Below are 17,596 nucleotides of genomic sequence, written 5' to 3'. Positions count from 1 at the left end.
ATCATTTACAAATTACCCCAGAAAAGTCGCGAGGAAATTGAAGCTATGTTTGGACTAAGTGATTTAAAACAAACGAGAGTCTATCAAGAGGCACTGGCCGAAGGAGAAGAACGGGGTCTAGAACGGGGTCTAGAACGGGGTCTAGAACGGGGTCTAGAACGGGGTCTGCAAGAGGGGGAACGTCTGGTGGTGGAAAACCTGCTCCGAGTCCGCTTCGGTGAGTTAGACCCAGAAATTCAAGCTATTATCAGCCGGATTTTACAACTGTCCCCAGAAGAATTTACTCCTTTAGTTCTCCATTGTTCCAAGCAGCAACTCTTAAAGCGATTTCCCCCAGAAAAGTCGCGAGGAAATTGAAGCTATTACCCCCCTTATCAAGGGGGGAAGGGGGGATCGACACCCCCCTTATCAAGGGTAGGGTTAATTCATGAATTAACCCTACTATGAGAGTTAATTCATGAATTAACCCTACTACTGCCCCCAGAAAAGCTGAAAAAGTAGGGGCAAAGGTAGAAAACGGGTTTCTCGGAGAAACCCGTTTTCTGTGCGTTACTCACAGGACGCAAAGGTAGAACCCTGGAACTGGAAAAAACCAAAAACCCCCCCCAATAAGGGGAGGTTTTTTCTAGCCGAGGGGCAGAGGATTAGATAAACGTACCAAACTGAGCGTTGCCGAAGTTGTTGTAATCCGCGGCAGTCATGGTCACGCGGGAAATGATGGTGAAAGCATCTCCAGCAGCCATCTTGCTGTCGCCACCAACATCAACCTGACCAAGTACCATCTGGCTATTAGCCGAATCGTAGTAGGAGGTGAGAATATCAATACCAGCCGCAGCAACCTTGATCTCTCCACCAGCGATAGCGGCATTAAAGCCCGCTTGGGCGGAGTTGTCTTTAGTGATATTGCCAGTACCAGTAATTCTCAGGAAATTCGCAGTGAGAGTTGAATAGTCAACAATAGCACCTTGAGCCACATCAGTGGTAGCCACAGCATTACCAGCAGTGACAGCAAAATTGTTAAGTTGAGCGAATTTGCCACCACCATTAAGGGATGCAGAAACCTGAATCTGGTCTGTTGTGGTTGCCGTAGCGCCAGTGAGGAAATCGGTGACGGTGGTGTAGTCCTCCTGCTGATTCAGCTTACCCACAGCCCCCGCTGTACCGTCTGTGAGGCGAACCGTATCGAACCCATCCCCTAGTTTGATTTGGTCAGCACCAGCACCACCGGTGATGGTGTCTTTTCCAGCACCACCACTGATGAAGTCATTTTTATCACTACCAATCAGAAAATCATCGAAAGTGGAGCCGGTGAGGTTAATTCCCACATCGGATACCGATGGTGCGCTCATGGTTAAACCAGTGGTGCCGGCGGTTGCCTCCGTCAGGCCGGAAGCATCCAGTTTCTCGGCTTTCACTGCACCACCGATTGTCAGGCTGGAGTTACCAGTGATGGTGATGGTTTCCACCACACCAGCGGCCTGAGGAAGGGTTATCGCGCCAATAGTATGAGTACCAGCACCGGAGTTATTGACAACAAGCTTAAGTTGCTCGATCGAGCGGTTAGGCGTGTTGGTGTTATTCAGGTTGAGGTTGCCGACATCAATATTAGCCTTCTCTATGAATAAAGGAGTTCCGGGGTCATCGCCGTCGATGGTGAAGGTCAAAGAATCGTTGTTACCACCACCATTGGCTTCTACGTTGAGAGTAGCCAAGAAAGATGTATCTTCGAAGACGTTAACCGAGTTGGCACCTGCGGCAAAGCGGATCGTGTAGTCACCTAAAGTCGGTGCGGCTAGGGTCACCGTGGTGATCTTATCACCGATTAGGTCAGCCCGGAGAGTCTTGGTAGCCGTGCCACCAGTAGATAAAGTCAGGCTTTGGATATTTTTGATGTTGGCATCGGCCGCGATAATGGTTTCTGCATCTGCCGCCACTACTACCAAAGTGTTAGCACCCTCGCCACCGTCCACTTTATCGGTAGCGGTGAAGGTACCTGCAAGGAAACGGAAAGTGTCATCACCTTTGCCGCCGACGAAATCCACTGTACCGTTGCCCGCAGTCACGTCCAGATCACCTTCAAAGGCAGAAGCGTCCAGCTTGGTGGCGGTGTTGGGGAGAGCGGCAGCGATGAGGAGATCCTGATCTCCAGTGATGGTGATTTCCTTCGAGCCAGTGGCGGTTAGTGCCGCCACAGCGTTGGCTAAACCCTTGCTTGCGATGGAAATTTTTTCGTAACCATTGCCACCGGATACTGGGTTAAGTCCTAAGAAGAGGAAAGAGTTAGGAGCACCGGTGACGGGGCTATAGCGACCCACCTGATCGAGAGTTACAGCCACCGTATCTTCACTACCCGCTAGAGCGGCACCCGCAATAGTGATACCGAGTTCTACGTCAGAATTGATGGCAGTACGACTGACCGAGACTTTTTCTACCGCCGTCTGGAAGTTGCTGAGAATCAAGCCAGATGTACTATCTGATAGGTCAACATTTTTAACCCCAACAACATTAGCACCTAGTACAAATAAGTTAGCATCACCAGGCATAACGTCAATGTCAGTATTAACCACTTTGAGGGTCTCGATGCCCTTCATCGTCGGTAGCACCGGACCGGTATTGAGGGTGGCTCCACCGGTGTTGAGAACTGTCAGGGTGGGGTTGGTGCCGGAACCGGTGAGCTTGTCACCACTGTTGAAGGTGGCGTTAAATTCACCGAAATTATTGACCGTCGGAGCGAGGAAGCTATTGGCGGTGAGTATGTCCACACCTGCGGTGAGGATGGCACTGTTGCCCACACCAGCCGCCGCCTGGGCCGCCAAAATATTAAGGTCTTTGGCCGCAGTAACACTAGCCGCAGAGGCAGTGACGGTTTCAAGGATGCTCCAAGAGGTGTTGTAGTATTCCTCGGTAAAGCTAGTAATACCTTGCAGTTGGAACTGGGCAGCGAAATCAAGAGCTACTTCTGCCCGGTTGAGCAGGGCCTGTTGAATTGCAGGGGGCTGGAACTGGTTAAGGACGATGGGAAAATCCAGAATATTGGGGATGCCGTTGCCATCGCTGTCGGCGGGACTACCGTCGGAATTGGTTTGACCGAGCCAGTTAACCCAGTAGTCAATCTCGGCGGCATCTAAATCGGCTTCTTGTAGGCCGTAGGCATTGTTAAAGACCTCTAGAACGTACTGCTTTCTGGTAGCATCGGTGGCGGCCCCAGGGGCCGCCAAGAGGGGATAGGTTTCTTTGGCCGCATCCGAATTGGCGAAAACAAGAACCGTTTCTTCCCAGCTTAGGGATGTCAAGCTAGGGTTAGTCTGCCACAAGCTAATGTCAGAGGCTGACGGAGCTTGGGAAGCATAAAGAATATTTAACGAAGCGTACACTTCTTGACTGATTGCCATGTTTTTAATCTCAACTCCTCACGGTTATGATAATTTGAGTCCGTCCAGAGGTCGGGGGACCCTAACGGCTACTCGGATAAAATTATAACAAGTCTTTCCCGTTTGGGCAAGTAGAAATCCTGTGGACATAAAAAAGTTATTCCTTGGACAGTCTGAATGGTGGCTTGACCCCCAGTTTTTCCCGCATGAAAAACTGGGGGTAGGAAAAGCCCTCTTAAGTATGGCTCAGTTTCCCCTTCCCGAAATAGTGATCTAAGGACTGTTTAATCCTGTCCCTTGCTCTCCAACTTGGTACTTGGTCTATCGTATATCTAAGAAGAAAATAGACTGTTCTTCTTTTCCCTCGCACGGCAAGGACTAGACGGGTTAGGAAAGTCAAGCCACTCTAGTTCTCATAGTACCAAATCGGGGCAATACCGGCTTGAGTATTTACAAAAATACAATCTAATGTGGTTAGCACTCCCCCTTGATCGCGATAGGCATCGGCCACATCCCAAAGCCGAAAATTAAAGGATAATAACCAATCGGCGATTTCGGTTAAGAGGGGAGTTTTTTTGCCATAGCCCCGATAGAGCCAGCATTCGAGAAAGAGAATATCGACTTTAGGTAGGGTTTTAACGGCCCCTTTAAGTATAGACAACTCCGAGCCTTGGGTATCAATTTTGATCACTTGGGGATGGGGTAAACCAAGTCGGGCAATTGCGTCATCAATTGTTAACATTTGCACCGAGATGGGAGTGGTGGGCTGACTATCATCACCGGTTGGCAAGAGGCTACTGCTCACCACGTCCGTGGAAACATTCATCGTCACCTCGCCGCAGGTTTCACCTAGGGCGTATTTGTGTAGATGAAAGGAAGGATAGACTCGCAGAATTTCTGAGATTAATTCCCGATAGTCGCTGCTGTAGTCGATGAGGGGTTCAAAGAGATAAAATTCAGCTTCCTGCAGCACCTGTTTGATATAGTAGGACCAGCCACTATTAGAAGCACCCACATCAAAGATCACCCTCGGGGTGTAACCTAGGTTTTGTAGTCGTTTAAATACCTGTCGATCCAACTGGAGGACTTGAGGATCTAAGTCATCAAGCATTTTTTGGTAATCAGACCTTAATTGCAGTTTTTCAGAGTTCATATCCTTTGAATTACTTCGGGTTTATCTTTTTCGGTACAATTTCATCCCATAAGTGCCTGTATCTAACTGTTCTCCTGTATCGTACCACTGGGGGAGTGAGTCGCCAACAATTTCTGCTAATCCGGGATTCCAAGATGCTCTAGCACTGGCCCTAGGATCAATGACAATTAATGAAAGATTATCCCTATCCTCTGGTGTCATCTGCCCATTATAAAGGGGGAAATAAACTCGTTTAGCCCGAGACTTGAGGGCGTAGAATGTTTGAAAATCAGCGTAAATATGATCCTCATGATTGATTTTGTTGTCAAGAAAGTTTTGTACTTTAGTGTAGTCATTCTTTTCCCATTGTTGTAAGGTAATTTGCGCTAGGTAAGGTAGTCCTAGTAAGTTGGCGTAAAATAATAAAACTAAAAAAGCTATACTAATAATTGTCGTCTGAATTTTGCCCGTATTCTTTTCTAAAATATTATTAAAACTCCAGCAAATACAAATGATTAAGGGAAACATCGACATCCAACTATAATAAAGTGGATATTTCCCCAGAAAACACATAGTAGTTGGTATGGTAATAACGGTGATCAAAGCAAAAAAGGAAGGAGAACGCCACCGGAAAGATTTGGTCAATAGTTCATAAAATATCAAGATGATCAGCAGTACTGACAGCGGGGGAAAAGACGGATGCAAGCAGCCACCACACAGATAATCTTTCTGGTCAAAAAGTTTGCTCACTCTGGAAAATATTATATCAATGACACTTCTGTTAAGGTTGGCATTGGCAACACTATGACCCAAAGTCAGACTAACAAAATCATCCCAAACACCATTAGTTGAGTAAAGTGCATAAAGAAATAACATTCCTAAAATAAACCCCCCGCCTAGAGCGACAAATTCCCGCCAAAATCTCTGAAAGTTGAAAAGGAGTAGGATACCTCCAAAAATTATGGCAAAGACCACTGCTGACAATCCAGAAAGGGGGAAGAAAAATCCAATAATTGTCATAGTAAGCCATCGGATTTTAGCATCTTTTATTAAAAAAGCCCCCAAAACCAGTGCTGATAAGAAAATGCAGGAAGTGTCGTACCTTCCCGATATATAAATAAAGGTAATTCCTGTTGGCAAAAGACAACTAACCACTAAGAGTATTCTTAGCCAAGAAAACTTAATTAAAAGCAATTTCTTGATGAATAACCAAATTACAGTGATGCTAAGAAGCATTAACACATAATTAAAAAGCCTAACTTTTTCAATACTAAATCCCAAAACTTTTATCCATAAAGCCAGCAAAACCGTATAAAGAAAAGAAGTGCTAACATGGAATTCCTGAGCATTTTGATGATACCAAGCAGCCGAGGTAAAACTGTCGTATAAAGCTAGATTAGCTGCTGGTTCTGCCAATACTACTTCATCTATCCACACGGGTTGTAATCTAGGTCCAAAGAATATGCCTACTAGCAAAAAAGCAATTCCCAAACCGATGAGAATCAAAATTTCACTGGTTAAGGAAATATTTTTTTTCATAATCATTACTCACCTAGTTAGTTAGTTTGTGAAAAAAATGATTGACACCTAAGTTTCTAGGCTGAAAAATAAGTAGCTGGCATAACGGAAGCAGACCAAAGTAAGGCTTGATGGAAGACCTGATAATCTTGGAAAAAGAAAACATTGCCCCAAGAATTGTCGAGGGAATAGGCAGAATTACAGTAATAACTAACGTCGGAACTGCCCCAAATACGATAGATGACTAGATGCCAATGATAATCTCTTTCTTTCATGGCCTTGACTAAATCCGGTAATTGATTCATCGCTCCCGAACGACCAAAGGGGAAATTTTTATCCCAAAATTCTGCAACTACCACGGGATAACGATAGTTACCCATACCTTTGATTACTTCTAAATCAAAGCCTTCTGTGTCAATTTTAACCAAACCAATATCTTTAGGTAATTCCTCGGCATCCTGGAGACTAGCTAGGGTTTTAACAGTAACGGGAATAGTATCGGTAAATACTAAACCTTCGGAAAGAGAATGCTTAGTTAAACTGCTATAAAAGCTGGCATCTTGATAGGTGTTGTCTGGGGTTTCATCGGTTGCTATATGGAGTTCTTGGGTTTGATTTTCGGAACCGAGAGCAAAGGGAAAAAGCCGAAAGTTAGGATGATCACCGAGGCGATTTTTGAGCTTATCGATTACAGCAGGAAAAGGTTCAAAGGCATAAACTTGATAACCAGCTTGTAGGAGACGACTAGAAACATCGCCTCGATTAGCGCCAATATCTACTGCAAGACGATGGGGAAGATAGGAATATAAATAAGTCATTAATTCGATGTCTAAATCTTGAAAATATTGTTGATCCGTAATGACTTTATATTTTTGAGAGTGAATATCTTCAAAGATTTGGCGGTTGTCTTCGCTGATTTGATGGAGATTTTCTTGTATTTTTTGTATGGTTCCAAAAACAGCATCACTTTGCTGTTGGTAAGCTTCATAAATTCTCTGGAAAGAATCGAGAATTATATCATTATGTTTTTGGGAGTCTAATCTCACATCGCTGGCTATTTTTTGGAAAGTGTCGAGAGTTAATTCGTTCTGTTTTTGAGATTGGCTGGCTATTTTTTGGAAAGTGTCGAGAGTTAATTCGTGCTGTTTTTGAGATTGGCTGTGATTTGTCTGGAGTTGTTCCGTCAAGACTTGAATATTTTTAATTATATCTACGGAAAACTTCAGTAAAAAAGCTTGATTTTCCAGTAATAAATCAGCCTTTCGCTTGGTTTCTGTATTTTCTTGTCGGATTTGCTCCGTGGAGTTATTGAGTTGCTCAACCTTAAAAGCTAAGGGATCAAGCTGATTAAGTTTCTCCAGTTTCTCCAGTTTTTCCAGTTTTTGGATTTGTTCCAGTTGGACATGACTGAGTGAATCAAGTTTTTCTAGAAATAAATCTTTGACTGCTTTAAATCGCTGAACTATTTTATTTTTGGCTAATAATTGTTTGATCATTTTGGCTAGTGATTAGGGAAATTGTCTTAAGCTTGACTGGGAGAATTTTCAATTTTGCGGCTAGTTTCAGGAACTAACAAATCTTGGCGAATAAAAACCACTTCCTTTTGGAGGAGTGTGCCATCAATGGGGGATCTCCATTCGCCGGTTTCGTCATAATAACGGAAACCAAGCTGATCCAAAAGATTAAGCATTTCATTGAAGACGAGAGCGTTCTGATCATAGCGAATAAAGGAGAGTTCAGCAACGACTAAATCCACCTGAGCGATAAATTCTTTGGCTCCTTCTAAGACGATATGCTCGGCACATTGCACGTCTAATTTTAATATTCCTCTGCCAGAAATTTGCTGATCTGTCGCCACCTGATCGAGGGTTTTTACCGCCACTGTAATCGTTTCATAGTTTCTAAAATCGGCGGGAGTAAGTAAGGAACTACCGTACAAATCGGGGGAAACTTGAAAACTTAACTGACCAGCTTGATTAGAGATGGCAATTTCTAGTAATTCCGCTTTAGGAATATTACAGATATAGTAATTTCTGGCCGATTGCTCGTATTTTGAGATTAGCGGATCGATGAGGATAAAGCGAGCTTCTGGGAATAATTGACTAGCGGTATGAGACCAAATACCGTGGGAAGCTCCCACATCAACCACAAAATCGGGCTGATATTTTTGCCCTCGTAAACGTCGCATGACTTGATAAACTGGCATATAGTCTTTATAAATCTTTTTGGGGACGGGTGGCTCAATAAAGTGAACTAAATCGATCGGCGATCGAGGTAAAATCGCTTCAAATCTGTCATCGGCTGCTTGTTCTTTTTCTAGGGACTGCCACACCCAATCGTTAATATCTTGATCAGAGAATTTTGCCGCTACCTTAACGGCATTTTCTCGCATTCTTTGCTGATTTTCGGGGTTAAGAACGTGGTCCACGGCTGCTGCCAAACTTTCAGGCGTATAATCACAAACCACACCAATTTGAAAGCGATTAATAAAGTTAGCGGCCGAGGTTTTATTACTGCCTAAAAGAATTACTGGGGTGTTAGCGGTGGCGAGGTTAAAAATAATCCGGCCAGGTAAACTAAGACGAGATAATTCTGTCCGATCATCTCTTTCGTCCATGGTTCCGGTGGGAACAATAACAAAGGGATATGCTTGTAGTTGTTGTCCTAGTTGTTCTTCGGGATAAAGTCCTTGGCTATAAAGTCCCCATTTTTCTAATTCTGCGGCAGATTCTTTAAGCCAATAATAGTTAGAATTGCCATACCAATCTAGTTTAATTCCTGCTCCTTGAATACTCTCTAAAAGAGATTGAAACCATTGAGGACTCCAAATGCTCCCTAATAAAGCTCCCCATTTTTCTTGACAGCGTTGGGGAGAAACTTCGGCAACTTCACTACTAATTAGACGGTGAGGAACGATCGCTGGTAGGAGCCAAAATTTGTAGCCGTACTTATTCTCGTAAGCGTCGCGGAGTTCGGGATGGGTGGCAAAACGAACGGAACATTTGCTTAAAAACTCTTTCATCAAATCATCGGATATCTCCTGAACGCAGATATTCTGATCGTCCATGATGTAGGTGGCAAGGGGAACATTAAATAATTCCTTAATAGCGATCGATGTCAGAATGTCGCTGGCATAGTAGGGGACACAAAAAACTTTTTGGACTTGATGGTGTCCGAGAGTTTGTAGAATTGATTGAAATATCGCCGGTCGCGACATTTTCTTATGGTCAAGATGGAAGCTTAAGACCCCGAATTGTTGTTCACCGCCATAGTGATTATCGGAACGGATGGAAATAATCTCGCTATCATCGGGAAAGATTCTTCTGACCAAGGCTCCTGTCCCGTGACTTTGATTGACTTCACTAGCGGTGACGATCACACTGCACTTAAGGCTATTTTTCTCGAATTGTTCAAAGCGATTATCGATGGGTTTTCCCTGTTCTAACGATCTCCAGAGCCAATCATCAAAATGATCGGCTTTTAAGCTTTTGGCTAATTTTTGACTGGAATAACGGAGCCGCAGTTGATTGCTTTCTCTTCGCAGTTTCTCTATTTCTGTTAATAGGCTTTGAGCTTTATAATCACAGACAGTTCCTAGGTCGAATTCTTTGACGAACTGAGCGGCGGCACTATCTTCACGACCAACAATAATGATCGGAGTATTAGCAACGGCGGTAATAAAGGGAATGCGGGAAGGTAAACTCAAACAGGCGAATTCGGGACGATCTTGCTCGTTTTCAGAACTGGCGGTGGGAACGATTGCAAAAGGGGCTTGACGTAAGTAGTAGATGAGAGCATCTTGGCTGCAGTAACCTTTAAAAAAGATACCATCTTGTTCTAACTCTGCTTCTTGGAATTGCAACCATTGACGATTAGGATTGCCATACCAATCTAATTTGATCTGGGATTCTCGACATAATTGCCTGAGATTTTCTAACCAAGTCTGAGACCAGATATTACCGATCAAAATCCCTCTTGCCATAGAATCGGGGACGGTAATTTCTGGGGGTATTAAATAACTTTCTACTAGGGGCGGTACAAACCAAATTTTTCTTTCGTATTTTTTACTATAGGCTTGACAAAGAGGCTGAGAAATGCCTAAAATTAGATCGCTGCTATCGATTAATTGCTTAACAATCCCATCGGCCACAGCCCTGACATAGATGTTTTGATCATCCATCAGGTAGGTACAAACGGGTACTTGAAAGAGGGCTTTTAGGGCTATGGCCACATAAAAATCTTCGACAAAGTAGGGAATTACTAGGACTCTTTTCGGTTTTAAATGAACAAATAAATTTTGGATCTTTAATAAAATTTCCCCGTAGGAACAACCTCGCACATCCAGACAAAAATTATGGACTCCAAAATCTTGCTCTCCTCCGTAGAGATTAGTGGTTCGTAAGGAGACTATCCCACTGGTATCAGGGAAAATTCTCTTTAAAAGAACCCCGACACCGTGATTCTCATTGATTTCGTTTGAAGATACTATAATATCATAACTTTCTCGGAATTTGTCGGCAAGATTATTTAAGTCGTGTAACGACAAACTAAGTTTTTTTTGTAGTTCCTGATAAGAGGTGATCATAATGATTAATTATAATAGAGTTTAACTATAGACATTCCACTGCCTCTGACAGGGTTTCCCAGAAAAACAAAGTATAACCTCGTTTTGCTTACTGCCTCGTCATTAAGATAACTGCTGTTTTTTTTCTTGGTTATCCCTCTAGAAATTTTATATTTTTCCCTATACCCTGTCAAATTTATTCTTATCCATCCCAGAAAACGGAGATTGCTCCTTGCAGGTCTTAATGTTTTAAGATTGTTCATCTCCTTTTTACTAACTTCAGTGATTGCTATCACAATGACCTGTTTATATCACTTTTTGTTTCCCCATCGGGAATTATCATCTTGCCTTGGCAGACTAGAACTGATGCACCACCCACAGAAACTTCCGTGATTGACCGGTTGTTTTTCTGAAACTTTAATTGTAAACTGCTGGGTCTGCCCATTTCCACTCCTTGGATTATCGTCCATTGATTCATCCCTTCCCTAGAAGATTCTAACCCGCCTAGATAGCCCGCTAAAGCGGCCACAGCCGAACCAGTGGCGGGATCTTCCATAACTCCCAAACCGGGGGCAAACATTCGGCCATAAATACGAGATTGGGGTGATTCTGGGTCAAAACAGCAGACAAAAAGGGAGTTAGCAGGGGATTGACCTAATAATGATGACCAGAGAGTTAGATTAACTCTGATTTTCCCCAAAACATCTCGATTTTTGACGGGGATGAATAAAAAAGGGAGACCGCAGGAAAAGGCGCGGGGGGGATAACCGGGTAGGAAATCGGCAACGCTGAGGGAAAGAATCGCCGCTAAATCATCGAGAGCATGATTATCCGTCACTAATTCCGGCAATTGTGCCACTTTTAACTCACTATAGACTGGTTTTTCCCCCTCCATGAGAATTTTCACCGGTACTAAACCGACTCCTTCCTCTAGATAAATCGTGGTTTCTTGGTGGGGGGAAATAGCAGCGATTAGGGCTAAAATATAGGCTGTGCCGACGGTAGGATGACCAGCAAAGGGTAATTCGGTACTGGGGGTGAAAATCCGGACTTTTTTAGTGCCTTGGGGCGTTTCTGGCGGAAAAACGAAGACTGTCTCCGAGAAGTTAAATTCGGCGGCGATTTTTTGCATCTGGGTGCGGGTTAATCCAGACGCTTCCGGAAAAACCGCCAGGGGATTACCGCCAAAAATGCGATCGCTAAAAACATCGGCGGTATAGTAGGAATAGGTAGGCACGCGGGGGATAGAGCAACAGTGATCGGAGAATTTTTTCATCTTACACCTATTTTCACCTCTGACCACCCTGGTGGTCTGTCTAGGGATAGATGATCCTTGTCAGTCCTGTTAGTCTCTCTATTAAGAAATAATGAAAATACAGAGTTTTTCCTAAAGATAAGGTATGTCTTGATAGGGCATTGTCTCGGAGTCTCCTAATAACTGCTATAGGCTCTACTACTTATTCGCTTCTAATCTGGCTAATAAACTGACTAACTTATCTCTGACGGAATTGTGGGTGTATTCGTCTTCAGGGTGAGGTTTTTGATGGGGTTTTTGAAAATAGGGACGTTCCCCGTATAATTGTCCCCATTTCACATCGACTCGGTGTACTAATTCATAGAGTAATTCTTGATTGTCTAAAATTTCTTCTAGGATTAACTGTAAAGCTTGAACGGGATTATCTAAATTTTGACTGACTTTTGTTAATTCTTCATCGACGATAAGCTGTAAAATTATCTGCAAAGCTCCCGAAGAATCACCTAAATTAGCGGCAATAAATTGTTTAATCTCTGTGGTAACTTGCACTAATTTGGGGACAGGAGATTCCCCTTTGAGGAAATCCGCCCCCTCTTGAGCGATAAAATCTGCTAGGGTAAACGAGCGCCTTTCGATGATATCTTGGGAAAAATCCGGTTCTTCAGGGGTCATAAACTAAAAAGATTAAGTAGCTGGTTATAATTAAATTAAAAATGGATTTTAGGTTCGATCCCCCCTGCCCCCCTTGATAAGGGGGGTGCCGATCCCCCCTTAGTCCCCCCTTAATCCCCCCTTGATAAGGGGGGCATCTGACAACTTTTAACGCCTACCTACTTAGCGATAATAGACTCTAAGACTTATTGTGACATTTTTAGGAATATCTATGGGCATCGATCGCAGAGAGTTTCAGCAGCGTCGTCAGCAGGTAATGGAAAAAATCGGCCATGGAACCGCAATTTTTCGCAGTGCGCCCATGGCGGTCATGCACAATGACGTAGAATACACCTATCGTCAGGATAGTGACTTTTTTTACCTGACAGGATTTAATGAACCGGAGGCGGTGGCGGTTTTAGCACCCCATCACCCCGAACATCAGTTTATCCTGTTCGTGCAGCCAAAAGACCCCGAAAAAGAAACCTGGACTGGCTATCTCCACGGTGTGGAAGGAGCAAAGGAGATTTTTGCTGCTGATGAGGCCTATTCTATCGAAGAATTGGAGGAAAAATTACCCCAATATCTCGAAAAAGCCGAACGAATTTATTATCATCTCGGCCGGGACAAAACTTTTAATACAAATGTTCTCAATCACTGGCAAAAATTAATCGCCACTTTTCCCCGTCGCGGCACCGGACCGACTGCTTTAGAGGATACTAATTTTATTCTCCATCCTTTGCGCTTGCTGAAAACCGAGGCCGAATTGGACAATATTCGCAAAGCAACCGCTATTTCAGCACAGGCACATAATCGCGCCAGAGAATTCACAAAAGTTGGTCACTATGAGTATCAAATTCAAGCGGAAATTGAGCATACTTTTCGCCTAGAAGGGGGTATGGGTCCTGCTTATCCTTCTATTGTCGCTAGTGGTGCTAATGCCTGTATTCTGCACTATATCAACAATAATCGCCAAGTACAAGAAAATGAGCTTTTATTAATTGATGCTGGTTGTGCCTACAATTACTATAACGGTGATATTACCCGCACTTTTCCCGTTAATGGTAAATTTACCCCTGAACAAAAAATTATCTATGAAATTGTTCTGGAAGCTCAATTAAAGGCGATTGAAGTGGTGAAAACTGGTAATCCTTATAATCTTTTTCATGACACAGCCGTGAGGACAATTGTGGAGGGATTAGTAGATTTAGGGCTATTGATCGGCGACATTGATGAGATAATTAAAGAGGAAAAATATAAGCCTTTTTATATGCACAGAACCGGCCATTGGTTAGGATTAGATGTCCATGATGCGGGAGGTTATAAAGTTAACGAAGAAACTTGGCAAACTTTGCAACCCGGTCATGTTTTAACCGTGGAACCCGGTATTTATATCGCCCCCGATATTAAACCTGCTGAAGGACAGCCGGAAGTGCCAGAAAAATGGCGGGGTATCGGTATCCGTATCGAAGATGATGTGTTAGTTACTGCCACAGGAAATGAGGTTTTAACTGCAACAGTTCCCAAAAAAGTTGAGGATATCGAATCTTGAGTAAAAAGCTAGGTGTTAAAAATTGTCAGTTTCCCCCTAACCCTAGGGTTGATTCATGGTAGGGTTGATTCATAGTAGGGTTGATTCATAGTAGGGTTGATTCATAGTAGGGTTGATTCATGGTAGGGTTGATTCATGAATCAACCCTACCCCCCTTAAGGAGATTGAATTAAGTTTTTTCTAGAGATTATCATGATTGCTACCAAAGAAAAATTATATACCTTTGCGGAATATTTAAATTATCAGGACTCCACAGATAATAAGTACGAATTATTTAACGGAGAATTAATTTCTATGCCGCCCGCTAGTGGCTTTCATGCTTTGATACTTAGATATATATTTAAGGTGTTAGAAAGGGAAATAGAGAGGCTACAATTAGACTGGCAAGTTATGCCCGCTACGGTGGGAATTCGCACCGATAAAGCTAAATCGAGAATTCCAGACTTAATGATTTTAACTGCTGAACAATGTCAAGAGATTAGAAATATGACCACAGCAGTGATTGAATTTCCTCCCCTGTTAGTTGTAGAAATTGTTAGCCCGGGTAATGCCGATGATGACTACCGTTATAAGCGTTCAGAATACGCAGTGAGAGGCATTCCTGAATACTGGATTATCGATCCTATGGCTCTAAAAATATCGGTTTTAACCCTGATTTCGGGATTTTATGAACTGGCAGAATTTAACAACGAAGATAGGATAAAATCGGTAACATTTCCCGATTTAAAATTAACTCCTCAAATGGTCTTTGCACAGTAAAATCTTAGCTGGATACTTTTATGATTGCTACCCAACAAAAAAAATATACCTTTGCAGAATATTTAAATTATCAGGACTCCACAGATAATAAATACGAATTATTTAACGGAGAATTAATTTCTATGCCTCCCGCTAGTGGCTTTCATGCTCTAATTCTTGCCTTTCTTTATGATTATTTAATGGCAGAAATTAAAAGATTAAATCTAACTTGGAAAGTCATGCCTGCTACGGTGGGAATTCGCACCGATAAAGCTAAATCGAGAATTCCAGACTTAATGATTTTAACTGCCGAACAATGTCAAGAGATTAGAAATATGACCACAGCAGTGATTGAATTTCCTCCCTTATTAGTTGTAGAAATTGTTAGCCCCAATAATGCCGACGATGACTACCGTTATAAACGTTCAGAATACGCAGTGAGAGGCATTCCTGAATACTGGATTATCGATCCTATGTCCCTAAAAATATCAGTTTTAACCCTGATTTCGGGATTTTATGAACTGGCAGAATTTCACAAAGAAGATAGAATAATATCGGTGACATTTCCCGATTTACAATTAACTCCTCAAATGGTTTTTGCCCAGTAGCATTATTAACGATTATGACTATCCCCTTAGAAATCCAACAACGTTGCCAACAACTAAAAACAGAACTACAAAGAGCCAGTTATGCTTATTATGTTCTTGATGATCCTTTTATACCCGATAGCGTTTATGATCAACTTTATCGGGAATTAGAAGACCTAGAAAAGCGTTATCCCCAATTAATCACCCCCGATAGTCCCACCCAAAGAGTCGGAGATAAAATCTCTAGTCAATTTGTTTCTGTTCGTCATAATATTCCCCTGTATAGTCTCGAAAATGCCTTTAACCTCGAAGAATTAAATAAATGGGGCAACCGTTGGCAAAGATATGTAAATGAAACCCAAGACACGGAATATGTGTGTGAATTAAAAATCGATGGTTCCGCGTTAGCTTTAACCTACGAAAACGGCTTTTTAGTCAGAGGTGTTACCAGAGGGGATGGAGTCACTGGCGAAGATATTACCCCCAATGTGCGGACAATTCGCTCTATTCCTTTACGCTTAAATATAGACAATCCCCCGGCAATTGTGGAAGTGCGCGGCGAAGCTTTTTTACCCCTCGATACCTTTGATAAAATCAATCAAGAAAGAGAAGAAAAAAGGGAATCTCTCTTTGCTAATCCCCGCAATGCAGCAGCCGGAACCCTACGACAATTAGATCCGAAAATAGTTGATAAAAGACGCTTACAATTTTTTGCCTATACCCTGCATTTAGAGGATAACCATATCACCACTCAATGGCAATCCTTAGATAGATTAGAAACCATGGGATTTCTGGTTAATCCCCACCGTCAACTCTGTCCATCCCTGCAAGAAGTGGCGCAATACTATCAAGATTGGCAAGAAAAACGTCATCAATTAGCCTACATGACCGATGGTGTCGTAGTCAAAATCAACGATTTACAGCGACAAAATCGGTTAGGATTCACCCAAAAATTCCCCCGGTGGGCCATCGCTTTAAAATATCCTGCCGAAGAAGTCCCCACAGTAGTTAAAGATATTATCGTCAATGTGGGACGCACCGGCGCGGTTACACCCATGGCGGTGATGGAACCGGTACAGGTAGCAGGAACCACCGTACAAAGGGCTACTTTACATAATAGCGATCGAGTGGCCGAATTAGATATCCGCATCGGTGACACGGTAATTATCCGCAAAGCGGGGGAAATTATCCCAGAAGTGGTGAGAATCCTGCCCGAATTGCGTCCTCCCCAGACTTTACCCTTCCAGATGCCCACTAATTGCCCTGAATGTCAATCTCCCCTAGTCCGTCCGGTGGGGGAAGCGGTGACGCGCTGTGTCAATAGTTCCTGTCCGGCGATTTTGCGGGGAAGTGTAGTACATTGGGCCAGTCGCGATGCTCTCGATATTCGGGGATTAGGGGAAAAAGTGGTGATTTTGCTGATTGAACAGGGATTAGTTACCACCATTTCTGACCTCTACAGCCTCGAAAAAACGGAAATTGCCAAATTAGACCGAATGGGCGATAAATCAGCCTTAAATTTGATTACAGCTATGGCTCAGAGCAAAAATCAAAGCTGGTCGAGGGTACTTTATGGGCTAGGGATTCGCTATGTGGGCAGCGTTAACGCCAAAATTCTCGCGGAAAGTTTTCGGACTGTGGAGGAGTTAGCTAACGCCAGCGTGACTGATTTAGCTTCTGTCTATGGTATCGGTGAAGAAATCGCTCAATCGGTCTATGATTGGTTTAAAATCGCCGCTAATCGGGATTTAGTCGCTAAATTACAGGCGGCTGGTTTACAATTTGCCGCAGCAGCAAAAACCACCACCACTAAAGCGACTTTAGCAGGGAAAACCTTTGTCATTACTGGCACTTTACCAACTCTCAAACGGGAGGAAGCCAAAGAATTAATCGAAAAAGCTGGGGGGAAAGTGACGGGTTCTGTCAGCAAAAAAACCGATTATTTAGTGCTAGGAGAAGCGGCGGGTTCTAAGCTAGAAAAAGCCCTAGAATTGGGCATTACTCAGCTAACCGAAGCACAATTACTCGAATTAATCAAGGCTTAAAAGCTTAAGATTGCAGCAAATCCGCCGAAGCATTAAGTAGAGTCTGCGGCAAAAAGTTTTTCGGTGGGGGTAGGGTGTGGGGTGTGGTGCGATTCGTTGGCTAGAAACTAGACAGTAAGACGTTTAGAGGATTAGCCGCTTGGTAAATGTAGTACCTTGATAACTTTATAACCATACAGGTGC

General features: G+C 43.1%; 11 protein-coding genes and 1 pseudogene. 5 read left to right on the top strand and 7 right to left on the bottom strand.

All coding sequences use genetic code 11. The features are described 5' to 3' along the window. A pseudogene (locus EWV66_RS20395) lies at window positions 1-357 on the top strand (Rpn family recombination-promoting nuclease/putative transposase); the annotation flags it as partial. A 287-nt stretch (window positions 358-644) separates the two neighbouring features. Here the strand turns inward: EWV66_RS20395 and EWV66_RS20390 are convergent. The 7 genes from EWV66_RS20390 to EWV66_RS20360 all read right to left on the bottom strand — a co-directional run bounded on the left by EWV66_RS20390 (window position 645) and on the right by EWV66_RS20360 (window position 12,512). Then, a complete protein-coding gene (locus EWV66_RS20390; protein ID WP_287107194.1) occupies window positions 645-3,392 on the bottom strand; it encodes a beta strand repeat-containing protein in 2,748 nt (915 codons plus the stop codon). 385 nt (window positions 3,393-3,777) lie between these two features. Next, window positions 3,778-4,524 (bottom strand): FkbM family methyltransferase, encoded by a 747-nt coding sequence (locus tag EWV66_RS20385; protein ID WP_287107193.1) that lies wholly within the window; start codon window positions 4,522-4,524, stop codon window positions 3,778-3,780. Window positions 4,525-4,545: 21 nt separating this feature from the next. Then, window positions 4,546-6,042: a glycosyltransferase family protein gene (locus tag EWV66_RS20380; protein WP_287107192.1), complete on the bottom strand. Its 1,497-nt coding sequence runs from the start codon at window positions 6,040-6,042 to the stop codon at window positions 4,546-4,548. Window positions 6,043-6,098: 56 nt separating this feature from the next. Continuing rightward, window positions 6,099-7,517 carry an FkbM family methyltransferase gene (locus tag EWV66_RS20375; RefSeq protein WP_287107191.1) on the bottom strand — a complete coding sequence of 473 codons (1,419 nt, stop codon included), beginning with the start codon at window positions 7,515-7,517 and terminating at the stop codon, window positions 6,099-6,101. Between the two features lie 26 nt (window positions 7,518-7,543). Then, window positions 7,544-10,606 (bottom strand): FkbM family methyltransferase, encoded by a 3,063-nt coding sequence (locus EWV66_RS20370; protein ID WP_052276131.1) that lies wholly within the window; start codon window positions 10,604-10,606, stop codon window positions 7,544-7,546. Window positions 10,607-10,877: 271 nt separating this feature from the next. Then, the gene (locus tag EWV66_RS20365; protein ID WP_052278406.1) at window positions 10,878-11,822 is read right to left on the bottom strand and encodes a PhzF family phenazine biosynthesis protein; all 945 of its coding nucleotides are present in this window, start codon (window positions 11,820-11,822) and stop codon (window positions 10,878-10,880) included. Between the two features lie 216 nt (window positions 11,823-12,038). Next, window positions 12,039-12,512, bottom strand: a complete 474-nt coding sequence (locus EWV66_RS20360) for a hypothetical protein (RefSeq protein ID WP_052276130.1) — start codon at window positions 12,510-12,512, stop codon at window positions 12,039-12,041. Window positions 12,513-12,723: 211 nt separating this feature from the next. Here EWV66_RS20360 and EWV66_RS20355 point away from each other — a divergent pair, with 211 nt between their 5' ends. The 4 genes from EWV66_RS20355 to ligA all read left to right on the top strand — a co-directional run bounded on the left by EWV66_RS20355 (window position 12,724) and on the right by ligA (window position 17,413). Next, window positions 12,724-14,043 (top strand): aminopeptidase P N-terminal domain-containing protein, encoded by a 1,320-nt coding sequence (locus EWV66_RS20355; protein WP_052276129.1) that lies wholly within the window; start codon window positions 12,724-12,726, stop codon window positions 14,041-14,043. Between the two features lie 192 nt (window positions 14,044-14,235). Next, window positions 14,236-14,802, top strand: coding sequence for a Uma2 family endonuclease (locus EWV66_RS20350; protein ID WP_052276128.1), 567 nt, complete (start codon window positions 14,236-14,238; stop codon window positions 14,800-14,802). Between the two features lie 20 nt (window positions 14,803-14,822). Beyond that, window positions 14,823-15,389, top strand: coding sequence for a Uma2 family endonuclease (locus EWV66_RS20345; protein ID WP_052276127.1), 567 nt, complete (start codon window positions 14,823-14,825; stop codon window positions 15,387-15,389). A 14-nt stretch (window positions 15,390-15,403) separates the two neighbouring features. After that, the gene (gene ligA / locus EWV66_RS20340; RefSeq protein ID WP_287107190.1) at window positions 15,404-17,413 is read left to right on the top strand and encodes an NAD-dependent DNA ligase LigA; all 2,010 of its coding nucleotides are present in this window, start codon (window positions 15,404-15,406) and stop codon (window positions 17,411-17,413) included. Window positions 17,414-17,596 lie beyond the last annotated feature (183 nt).

The sequence above is a fragment of the Microcystis sp. M_OC_Ca_00000000_C217Col genome (assembly GCF_007095585.1).
Lineage (GTDB): Bacteria > Cyanobacteriota > Cyanobacteriia > Cyanobacteriales > Microcystaceae > Microcystis > Microcystis panniformis.
Note: the sequence above shows the minus strand (reverse complement) of the source record. Positions and strands in the feature narration are given on the sequence as shown.

Coding starts and splice junctions, on each gene's coding strand:
- EWV66_RS20375 (WP_287107191.1), bottom strand. CDS start 7,517: ATGATCAAACAATTATTAGCCAAAAATAAAATAGTTCAGCGATTTAAA.
- ligA (WP_287107190.1), top strand. CDS start 15,404: ATGACTATCCCCTTAGAAATCCAACAACGTTGCCAACAACTAAAAACA.
- EWV66_RS20370 (WP_052276131.1), bottom strand. CDS start 10,606: ATGATCACCTCTTATCAGGAACTACAAAAAAAACTTAGTTTGTCGTTA.
- EWV66_RS20390 (WP_287107194.1), bottom strand. CDS start 3,392: ATGGCAATCAGTCAAGAAGTGTACGCTTCGTTAAATATTCTTTATGCT.
- EWV66_RS20380 (WP_287107192.1), bottom strand. CDS start 6,042: ATGAAAAAAAATATTTCCTTAACCAGTGAAATTTTGATTCTCATCGGT.
- EWV66_RS20360 (WP_052276130.1), bottom strand. CDS start 12,512: ATGACCCCTGAAGAACCGGATTTTTCCCAAGATATCATCGAAAGGCGC.
- EWV66_RS20355 (WP_052276129.1), top strand. CDS start 12,724: ATGGGCATCGATCGCAGAGAGTTTCAGCAGCGTCGTCAGCAGGTAATG.
- EWV66_RS20385 (WP_287107193.1), bottom strand. CDS start 4,524: ATGAACTCTGAAAAACTGCAATTAAGGTCTGATTACCAAAAAATGCTT.
- EWV66_RS20350 (WP_052276128.1), top strand. CDS start 14,236: ATGATTGCTACCAAAGAAAAATTATATACCTTTGCGGAATATTTAAAT.
- EWV66_RS20345 (WP_052276127.1), top strand. CDS start 14,823: ATGATTGCTACCCAACAAAAAAAATATACCTTTGCAGAATATTTAAAT.